The following is a 9,417-nucleotide window of genomic DNA, read 5'->3' as shown; positions in this document are numbered from 1 at the left end:
CGTTATGTGCACGATGTTTCCCCTTGTCGCCCGGCCCGATCGGACCGGGGACGGAATCTTCGCACAAACCTCGGATTACCGGTGGTACGGGTGATCATTGCATGGATCTACGCCATCTCCCGAACACGTACGGTCAAAATTGGTCCAGACCGACGAGTCGGGTTCGTCGGCCTGGTCGCAATTCGTCAGCCCTGTGCACGCCATTCGCTTTTGCTCATAGCAAGTGCCTTAACCGGCCGAGCTGTCGATCCATTCGCCCCTTATGCCGGAACCGACTCCTCCGCTCGCGTGTCCGCCGGCCGCGGGTCCGTCGCCAGCACCTCCTCGTCCGGACGGTCGTCAACCGGCCGCGGCCCGAGCCACGAAACAACCAGGGCCACCACCAGGTTCACGCCCAGCGCGAGCGCGCCCGCGTTCACGCCCCACAGCGGGTCGTGCTCGGTGAAGACCAGGGCGCACACGAGCGCCCCGCCCGCCACGAGCCCGCTCACGGCGCCCCACAGCGTCAGCCGACGCCACATCAGCCCCAGCAGGACCATGGGCACGAGCTGGGCCATCCCCTCGTACGAGATGAGGGAGAGGCGTACCAGGGTGTTCGGTGTCAGGTAGGTCAGGACGAGCGCGAGCCCGCCCGCCACGACCACCACGACCTGGGCCGCGAGCCGCTGCCGCCGCGGGCGGCCGGCGAGGGCGGGGACCGTCCCGAGGACGCTCTTCCCCCACATCGTGCCGATGACCAGCATGAAGACGGCCATGGGGACGATGGAGGAGAGGGCCGCGGCGACGCCGATGACCCCGACCGCCCACGCGGGCAGCGAGTCCACGACGAGCTTGAACATCGCGAGGTTCGACCCGGCGCCGGTCAGGCCCGGCACCACGAAGAGGGCCGCCATCCCCAGCAGCATCGGCACGAACAGCAGCACGTTGTAGAACGGCAGGAGCATCGCGTTGCGGCGCAGCGCGTCGGCGTTGCGGGCGCCGAGGTAGCCCGCGACGGTGGTCGGGAAGATGACGACCGTCAGCGAGTTGAGGAAGCTCGTGGTCGCGAACCAGGTCGCGTCCAGGCCGCTGCCGCCGTGGCCGGAGAGGGTCAGCCACGCGGGCTTCTCCGCGACGAGGCGGTCGAGGAAGGGCCCGTAGCCATCGAAGTAGTGGTTCGGGACGTAGATCGCGAGGAAGCCGAGCGTGGCGATGACGAGCACGTCCTTGAGCACCGACACCCAGGCGCTCCCCCGCAGTCCGCTCACCACCACGAATCCGGTCGTCACGGCGAAGGCGATGAAGTAGGCCCAGTTCAGGCTGATGGCGCCGTAGGAGATCGTCGAGACGACGACGCCCATGCCCGTGATCTGGAGCTGGATGTACGGCAGCAGGCACACCGTCGCCAGGATCGCCACGGCCGTGCCGAGCCAGGGGCGGCCGTAGCGGTGGGCGACCATGTCGGTGATGGTGACGAGGCCGTGGCGGCGGGCGTACGACCAGAGGGTCGGGCCGACGACGTAGCCGATCGCGTAGCCGCAGGACATGTAGGCGATGACGTAGAGGACCGGGGCGCCGTGGTTGTATCCCCACCCGGCGGCCCCGAGGTAGCTGAAGCTGGTGTAGCCCTCACCGGCCATCAGCACCCAGATGAAGACGGTGCCGAGGCTGCGGCCGCCCACGGACCACTCGGCGATGCCGGTGGTGCGGCCCCGGCCGCGGACGGCGAGGAGGCCGAGGGCCACGGTGAGCACCATGAAGACGCCGAAGACGGTCGTCGCGACCGCCGCGTTGCCGTTCACACGCGCCCTCGCTTGCGGTCGCCGCGCCAGGCGAGGAAGACGGCGGCGGGGGTGAGGAGGGTGGCGGCGAGCAGCCAGAAGAAGAGGAAGGGCAGGCCCATGACCGTCGGCCGCACCCGGTCGGCGAGCGGGAGCGTGCCGAGGAAGAGGACGTACGGGGCGAGCAGCCACAACAAGTGAGGACGTTTCAACACGGGGTGACCCTAACCGGGCCGGGGTCGGCGGCGGGCACCCGGAGAGGGCCCGGCGCCGGCCCGGACGAACGGCCCTAGCCCCCCAGCCACCTCGTCAGCCCGTAGATGCACGATCCCGCCAGCGCGCCCACCACCGTGCCGTTGATGCGGATGAACTGGAGGTCCCGGCCGATGTGGGCCTCGATCTTGCGGGACGTGTGCTCCGCGTCCCAGCTCGCGATCGTGTCCGTGATGAGGGACGTGATCTCGTCGCGGTAGGTCGTGACGACGTACACCGCCGCGTCCTCCAGCCAGCCGTCGACCTTCTGCCGCAGCCGGTCGTCGCCCGCCATCCGCGAGCCGAGCGACAGGATCCCCGCGCGCACGCGCAGCCGCAGCTCGCTCCGCTCGTCCTCCGCCGCCGCGACGATCATGGCGCGGACCGACGCCCACACGGACGCGATGACGTCCTGGACCTCGCCCCGGCCGAGCATCTCGGACTTCAGCCGCTCGACCCGGGCCCGGGTGTCCGTGTCGGACTGCAGGTCGCGGGCGAAGTCCGCGAGGAAGCGGTCCACGGCGCCCCGCGCCGGGTGGCCGGGCATGTCGCGCATCTCGGCGGCGAAGCGCAGCAGTTCCTTGTACACCCGCTCCCCGACCTTGCGGTCGACGAACCGCGGCGTCCACCCGGGCGCGCCCCCGGTGACGGCCTCCATCACGGAGTCGCCGTGCGCGACGAGCCAGTCGTGGGCGCGGACGCACACGAGGTCGACGACGCGCCGGTGCCCGCCGTCCGCGACGACCTTCTCCAGCATGGCGCCGATGCCGGGCGCGACCTCGGCGGCGTCGGCGCGCCGGGTGATGGCCTCGCCGACGACGGCCTGGACGTCGGAGTCCCGCAGGACGGTGAGGGCGCCGCGCACGGCCGTGGCCAGTTCGGCGGTGACGCGGTCGGCGTGCTCGGGGCGGGACAGCCAGGTGCCGAGGCGGGAGGCGATGCCGACGGTGCGCAGCCGGAGGCGGACGACGTCGCCGGAGAGGAAGTTCTCGCCGACGAAGTCGCCGAGGCTGCGGCCGAGCTGGTCCTTCTTGGTGGGGATGATGGCGGTGTGCGGGATGGGGAGGCCCATCGGGCGCCGGAAGAGGGCGGTGACGGCGAACCAGTCGGCGAGGGCGCCGACCATGCCGGCCTCGGCCGCGGCGGCCACGTAGCCGGCCCAGGCCCCCGCGCCCGCCGACTGGCCCCACTTCGCCAATCCGTACACCAGTGCGACCGCGAGCAGGAGGCCCGTGGCCAGCGTCTTCATCCGGCGGACGCCGCGGCGCTTCTCCTCGTCGGCGGCGCTGTAGGTGAGAGCGCCCAGCGGAGCGGGCATCACCCGTTCGGCGGTATCCGTTCCGCCGTCCCTCCCGCCGTCCGGCCCCTCGCCGCGTTCGCCATCAGGCGACCGTTTCATCCGCACCACCCGTTCCAGCCGACTTCCGTGCGTTGTCCTTACCCGGCCTACTCCTGGAACGGACCGGGAGTTCCCCGCGTCTGACAAGTCGCATGTGACACGTTGCCTGACCCCCCGGACCGACGGGCGCTCCCCACGGGCGCACCCCGAGACCACCGTGGGATCATGGAACGGCGATCGGACCGCGAGGGCGCTGTTGCTGATCAGTCGCTGTTTCCGTCCCCGGTTCCGCACCCGGAGCTGCCCGCTCCGCCTCTTCCAGGAGACATCCGCAATGAACAGGCCACCCCTGCCCCGCGGTACGGCCTACGCCGTACTCGCCGCGCTGGCGGCCGTCGTGATCATCATCTCGACCGCGATATTCCTCGGGACCGGCGGCCGGGACGGGCGGGCCGCGACCGGCTCGCACGAGAACCACGGCTCCGCCGAGCCCGCCGCCTCCGGGCAGTGGGTGGGCTCCTGGGCCACCGCGCCGGCGGCCGCCGAGCCGAACACCGCCAACGGCTTCGCGGGCATGTCCATCCGCAACGTGCTCCACACCAGCATCGGCGGCACGGGGGCCCGCATCCAGCTCTCCAACCTGTACGGCACCGTGCCGCTCGCCGTCACCCACGCCTCGCTCGCCGTCGCCGCGGCCCCCGGCTCCCCCGCCGCCGCGCCCGGCAGCATGCAGCGGCTGACCTTCGCCGGGCAGCCCACGGCCACCGTGCCGGTCGGCGGGTCCCTGATCAGCGACCCGGTCCGGCTGGCCGTGCCCGCCGCGGCCGACCTGCTCGTCACGACATACTCGCCGACCCCGTCCGGCCCGGTCACCTACCACGCGAGCGCCCGGCAGACCTCCTTCATGGCCCGCGGCGACCACGCCGAGGAGCCGCTCGGCACGGCGTACACGACGAAGACGCCGTACTGGCGCTATGTCTCGGGCGTCGACGTGTGGACGCAGGAGGCGCACGGCGCCGTCGTCGCGCTCGGCGACTCCATCACCGACGGCGTGACGTCCTCCGCCGGCCTCAACCGCCGCTGGACGGACTTCCTGGCCGCCCGGCTGCGCACGGAGCCGGGCGCTCCGCGCTACGGCGTCCTCAACGAGGGCATCAGCGGCAACCGCATACTGCTGAGCAACTCCCCCTCGCCGACCGCGAACAACCTCAGCGGCCTCTCGCGCTTCGAGCGGGACGTGCTGGGCCGTACGGGCGCCCGCGTCGTCGTCATCGCGCTCGGCGTCAACGACATCCTGCGCAAGCCGCAGGTCGACAATCCGCAGCAGATCATCGACGGGCTGCGGTCGATGGTGCGGCGCGCGCACGAGCGCGGACTGCGGGTGGTCGGCTCCACGCTGATGCCGTTCCACGGGCACAAGGGTGCCGTGCAGCGGCAGGAGGTCACGCGGCAGGGGGTCAACCAGATCATCCGCTCGGGCGGCGTCTTCGACTCCGTCGTGGACTTCGACCGCACGCTGCGTGACCCGGCCGCCCCGGAGCGGCTGCTTCCGGCATACGACTCGGGGGACCACCTGCACCCGAGCGACGCGGGGTACGAGGCGATGGCGCGGGCGCTGGACCTGGAGAGTCTCAAGGGGCAGGCCGCGGCGGCGCTCTGATTTTCCGGGGTACGTACGACTCCGGCGGACCTCGCATTCCGCCGGACCCTCCCCGCGGAGGTTTCTCGCCGTAGCGGCGGGCATGTCTTTGCCGCCGCCACGGCGAGCAGCCACCGGACACCTGTCCGGCGGTGCCGGGCCGCGCCCGAACCCGTACGTGCTACTGGAGCGACTTCCGCCGCTCCTCGCGGAGCCGCCTCCGTTCCGCCTTCGTCTCCTTGCGGTCCACGCCCACCCCGCCCCAGAAGGCGAAGCCAGTGATGCGGACGCGCGGGGAGCCCGGCGTGCCCGGGCCGGAGGCCTTGTCGTCGAAGCCGCCCATGATGCCGACGCCGCCGACGTGGACGTCGAGGTCCGGCGGCACGGTGACCTGCATGCCGCCCATGATCGCGATGCAGCGGATGACGACCTCGCCGTCCTCGAAGCGCGCGTCGCGCAGGTCGATCTCGCCGCCGCCCCAGAAGGCGAAGGCGGTGAACCGGCGCGGCACGGTCCACGTGCCCTTGCGCTGGAAGCCGCCCATGACGCCGATGGCGACCGGGCCGCTGACGGGGCCGCCGCCGATGCGCTCGGCCCAGTCCTGCCCGCCCGGCGCGACCGCGCCCGCCCGCTTGGTGAGGGAGACGGCGGCCGTGCCGCCGCCGGGCGCCGGCAGGTCCCGTACGAGCGGCTCCAGCTCGCCGTGCGTCCTGGCCTTGTACGCCGCTTCCAGGCGCTCCTCGAACTCCTCCATCGTCAGCCGGCCCTCGGCGACGGCCTCGCGCAGGGCCTCAGCGATCCGCTCCCGCTCCGCGTCCGAGGCGCGCATTTCTGGAAGTTCGCTCATCATACGAACAGCGTAGCGAGCGGAAGAATCGATTCAGGGCCGTGCACCTGAAGGGACATTCACCGCAACGGCCCCGCCAGGGCGCATCTCGTACCGCATCCGGTCGTTGAACCTCGGCAGCGTCGGCCCCGGTTTTCACCCCCCGGAGTGGCCGGCACCTGACCCGGACGGCCGAGCCGGGTCTGCCCGGTGTGCCGAACGTGCCATTGGCGCGGAACGCATGATGCGACAGTGTTCGACGGGATGTACGACGTGTACGAAGCACAGCGGACCGCCCGACACGAGACCGCGCCGCCGTGACCGAACCAACGGCGGCGGCCGAGGAGTCCCTACAGACATGAGCGACGAGCACGCACAGCGGGCCGCCGGGGGCGGCCGTGGCGCACCGGCGGGCTGGGCGCCCAGGGAGACCAACGGCCCGGGCCGCGGCAACGGGCACGGCGGCCGGCCCGGGACACCGGAACGGCCCGGCGGCGGCAACGGCAACGGCCGCCGCCCGCGCCGCACCGGCTGGCGCCGCTTCCTGCCCACCTGGCGCATGGTGGTCGGCGCCATCCTGTTCGTCGTCCTGCTCATCGCCACCGGCCTCATCGCCGGCTACATGCTCGTGCAGATCCCCGCCGCCAACCAGGCCGCGGTCGCCGAGAGCAACGTCTACCTCTACGCCGACGGAAGCCAGCTGGCCCGCGACGGCGAGGTCAACCGCGAGAGCGTGCCGCTCAGCAAGGTGCCCCGGGACGTGCAGCACGCCGTGCTCGCCGCCGAGGACCGCGACTTCTACTCCGAGTCCGCCGTGAACCCCGAGGCGATGCTGCGCGCCGCCTGGAACACCGTCACCGGCAAGGGCAAGCAGTCCGGCTCCACCATCACCCAGCAGTACGTCAAGAACTACTACCTGGGCCAGGAGCAGACGATCAGCCGCAAGGTGAAGGAGTTCTTCATCGCCATCAAGCTGGACCGCGAGGAGAGCAAGGACGACATCCTCGAAGGCTATTTGAACACCAGCTACTTCGGCCGCAACGCCTACGGGATCCAGGCCGCCTCGCAGGCCTACTACGGCAAGGACTCCGACAAGCTGAACACCGCCGAGGGCGCCTACCTGGCCACGCTCCTCAACGCCCCCAGCCTCTACGACGTCGGCGCCCACCCCGAGAACCAGGCGCGCGCCACCGCCCGCTGGAACTACGTCCTCGACGGCATGGTCAAGAAGAAGTGGCTCACGCAGGCCGAGCGCGGCGCCATGAAGTTCCCCGCGCCCGGCAAGGCGAGGGCCCGGCTCGGCATGTCCGGCCAGCGCGGCTACCTGGTCGAGGCGGTCAAGGACTACCTCACCAGCAACAAGATCGTCGACGAGCAGACGCTCGCCCGCGGCGGCTACCGCATCACCACCACCGTCGAGAAGAAGAAGCAGGAAGCCTTCGTCAGCGCCGTGCAGAAACAGCTGATGGACGAGCTCAGCGACGACCGCGCCGTCGACCGGTACGTACGGGCCGGCGGGGCCTCCATCGACCCGCGGACCGGCCGGGTCGTCGCCCTCTACGGCGGCATCGACTACACCAAGCAGTTCGTCAACAACGCGACCCGCCGCGACTTCCAGGTCGGCTCCACCTTCAAGCCGTTCGTGTTCACCTCGGCCGTCGCGGGCGACGCCTCCACCCAGGACGGGCGCACCATCACCCCGTTCACGCTCTACGACGGCACGAACAAGCGTCCCGTGCAGGGGCCGAACGGGCCCGTCGGCTACGCCCCCGCCAACGAGGACGACATCTCGTACGGGCAGATCACCGTCACCAAGGCCACCGACCTGTCCGTCAACGCCGTCTACGCGCAGATGGCCCAGGACGTCGGCCCCGCCAAGGTCAAGGACACCGCCGTCGCCCTCGGCATCCCGTCGAACACCCCCGACCTCAACGCCAACCCGTCCATCGCGCTCGGCGTCGCCAACGCCAGCGTCCTGGACATGACCCAGGCGTACGCGACGCTCGCCAACCACGGGCGGCACGGCGCGTACACCCTCGTCGACAAGGTCACCAAGGGCGCCGAGCTCGTCCCGCTGCCGAACCAGGACGTCAAGCAGGCCGTCACGCGCACGGCCGCCGACACCACCACCTCCATCCTGGAGAGCGTCGTCGACAACGGCACCGGGCGGGGCGCGCAGGCCGCGGGACGGCCCGCGGCCGGCAAGACGGGCACCGCGGAGGACGACAAGGCGGCGTGGTTCGCGGGCTACACCCCCGACCTCGCGACCGTCGTCGCCGTGATGGGCCAGGACTCCGAGACCGGCGAGCACAAGTCGCTCTACGGCGCGGCCGGGCAGGCCCGGATCAACGGCGGCGGATTCCCCGCCGACATCTGGGCCGCGTACACGGGCGCCGCGCTCTCCGGCACGTCGGTCAAGGACTTCGACCTGGAGCTGGAGAGCGGGGCCCGGATGCCCACCATGGAGCCGACGATCCCGGCGCCGCCGACGACCTCCGCGCCGCCGTCGATCCCGGCGCCGCCGACGCCGCCCACGCCGTCGTTCCCGCCGCTGCCGCCGACCGGACCGCCCACGGGCTTCCCGACCCGGCCGCCGACGGGGCCGCCGTCGATCCCGGGGCTGCCCACGTTCATCCCGAACGAGCCGAAGGGCGGGGGCGGGCTGGACGGGGGGCTGTTCGGGGACTACTGACGGACCACTAACAGGCCGCTGAGGGATCAGTGGCCCGAGGTCGCCTTCAAGCCCACGACCGCCACCAGCAACAACACGATGCTGCAATCCCCGGGGGCAACCCCCGGACCCCCGGCCGGTCAGTGACCCGAGGTCGCCTTCAGACCCACGACCGCCACCAGCAGCAGCACAATGAAGAAGATCCGCGCCGCCGTGGCGGGCTCGCCCAGGACCAGCATGCCCAGGACCGCCGCGCCGGCCGCGCCGATGCCCACCCACACCCCGTAGGCCGTACCGATGGGCAGGGATTTCGCCGCCTGTGACAGCAGCAGCATGCTGGCGGCGATACCCGCGATGGTGAACACGCTCGGCCACAGCCGCGTGAACCCGTCGGTGAACTTCATGCCGATCGACCAGCCGACCTCGAGCAGGCCGGCGACGGCGAGCAGGACCCATGCCATGACGGCACCTCCGTGGAGAAGAGCTTCCAGGGGTGCGTCGTCTTGTCCTGACCCGGTACGGCGCGTCTCGTCGGGTACCTACGACCGTAGCAAACTCAGAGGTACAGCCCCGTGGAGTCCTCGGCCCCCTCCAGCCGCTCCGCCGCCACCGCGTGCAGGTCACGCTCCCGCATCAGCACGTACGCCACGCCCCGGACCTCCACCTCCGCGCGGTCCTCGGGGTCGTACAGCACCCGGTCGCCCGGCTCCACCGTCCGTACGCTCTGCCCGACCGCCACGACCTCGGCCCAGGCCAGCCGGCGGCCCACCGCCGCCGTCGCGGGAATGACGATGCCACCGGAGGACCGGCGCTCGCCCTCCGGGATATCGGTCCGGACCAGCACGCGATCGTGCAGCATCCGGATGGGCAGCTTGTCGTGGGTGGTGTTCGTGCTCACGCAGACGACCGTACCTGCCCGCACGCGGCCCC

General features: G+C 71.7%; 8 protein-coding genes and 1 riboswitch. Of the genes, 2 read left to right on the top strand and 6 right to left on the bottom strand.

The features are described 5' to 3' along the window. Positions 1-260 precede the first annotated feature (260 nt). From IF61_RS0128780 to IF61_RS0128770, 3 genes are all read right to left on the bottom strand, one after another. Entirely contained in the window at positions 261-1,736 is a 1,476-nt protein-coding gene (locus IF61_RS0128780; RefSeq protein ID WP_052393153.1) for a sodium:solute symporter family protein, read from the bottom strand. 41 nt (positions 1,737-1,777) lie between these two features. Then, a complete protein-coding gene (locus IF61_RS0128775; RefSeq protein WP_030369467.1) occupies positions 1,778-1,975 on the bottom strand; it encodes a DUF3311 domain-containing protein in 198 nt (65 codons plus the stop codon). Between the two features lie 74 nt (positions 1,976-2,049). Then, positions 2,050-3,330, bottom strand: coding sequence for a DUF445 domain-containing protein (locus tag IF61_RS0128770; RefSeq protein WP_245684652.1), 1,281 nt, complete (start codon positions 3,328-3,330; stop codon positions 2,050-2,052). A gap of 355 nt (positions 3,331-3,685) precedes the next feature. On the opposite strand from IF61_RS0128770, the gene IF61_RS0128765 reads away from it, so the two are divergent. Beyond that, positions 3,686-5,011 (top strand): SGNH/GDSL hydrolase family protein, encoded by a 1,326-nt coding sequence (locus tag IF61_RS0128765; protein WP_030369465.1) that lies wholly within the window; start codon positions 3,686-3,688, stop codon positions 5,009-5,011. A 160-nt stretch (positions 5,012-5,171) separates the two neighbouring features. Here IF61_RS0128765 and IF61_RS0128760 read toward each other — a convergent pair whose 3' ends face one another. Continuing rightward, entirely contained in the window at positions 5,172-5,840 is a 669-nt protein-coding gene (locus IF61_RS0128760) for a DUF1707 SHOCT-like domain-containing protein (RefSeq protein WP_052393139.1), read from the bottom strand. A 334-nt stretch (positions 5,841-6,174) separates the two neighbouring features. Between IF61_RS0128760 and IF61_RS0128755 the strand changes: the two genes are divergently transcribed. Beyond that, positions 6,175-8,508 carry a transglycosylase domain-containing protein gene (locus IF61_RS0128755; RefSeq protein WP_052393138.1) on the top strand — a complete coding sequence of 778 codons (2,334 nt, stop codon included), beginning with the start codon at positions 6,175-6,177 and terminating at the stop codon, positions 8,506-8,508. A 119-nt stretch (positions 8,509-8,627) separates the two neighbouring features. Here IF61_RS0128755 and IF61_RS0128750 read toward each other — a convergent pair whose 3' ends face one another. Continuing rightward, positions 8,628-8,948 (bottom strand): DMT family transporter, encoded by a 321-nt coding sequence (locus tag IF61_RS0128750; protein WP_030369462.1) that lies wholly within the window; start codon positions 8,946-8,948, stop codon positions 8,628-8,630. A gap of 31 nt (positions 8,949-8,979) precedes the next feature. Further along, a riboswitch (guanidine-III (ykkC-III) riboswitch) is annotated at positions 8,980-9,044 on the bottom strand. Beyond that, positions 9,044-9,346 carry a GroES family chaperonin gene (locus tag IF61_RS0128745; protein ID WP_052393151.1) on the bottom strand — a complete coding sequence of 101 codons (303 nt, stop codon included), beginning with the start codon at positions 9,344-9,346 and terminating at the stop codon, positions 9,044-9,046. It overlaps the preceding riboswitch by 1 nt. Between the last annotated feature and the right edge of the window lie 71 nt (positions 9,347-9,417).

It is taken from the genome of Streptomyces roseoverticillatus, from assembly GCF_000719265.1.
GTDB classification, from domain to species: Bacteria; Actinomycetota; Actinomycetes; order Streptomycetales; family Streptomycetaceae; genus Streptomyces; species Streptomyces roseoverticillatus.
This window is presented reverse-complemented; position numbering and strand designations above follow the sequence as displayed.

Bases quoted from the DNA above. Each gene is read 5' to 3' on its own strand.
- IF61_RS0128780 (WP_052393153.1), bottom strand. From the start codon at position 1,736: ATGGTGCTCACCGTGGCCCTCGGCCTCCTCGCCGTCCGCGGCCGGGGC.
- IF61_RS0128770 (WP_245684652.1), bottom strand. From the start codon at position 3,330: ATGCCCGCTCCGCTGGGCGCTCTCACCTACAGCGCCGCCGACGAGGAG.
- IF61_RS0128765 (WP_030369465.1), top strand. From the start codon at position 3,686: ATGAACAGGCCACCCCTGCCCCGCGGTACGGCCTACGCCGTACTCGCC.
- IF61_RS0128760 (WP_052393139.1), bottom strand. From the start codon at position 5,840: ATGATGAGCGAACTTCCAGAAATGCGCGCCTCGGACGCGGAGCGGGAG.
- IF61_RS0128755 (WP_052393138.1), top strand. From the start codon at position 6,175: ATGAGCGACGAGCACGCACAGCGGGCCGCCGGGGGCGGCCGTGGCGCA.
- IF61_RS0128750 (WP_030369462.1), bottom strand. From the start codon at position 8,948: ATGGCATGGGTCCTGCTCGCCGTCGCCGGCCTGCTCGAGGTCGGCTGG.
- IF61_RS0128745 (WP_052393151.1), bottom strand. From the start codon at position 9,346: ATGCTGCACGATCGCGTGCTGGTCCGGACCGATATCCCGGAGGGCGAG.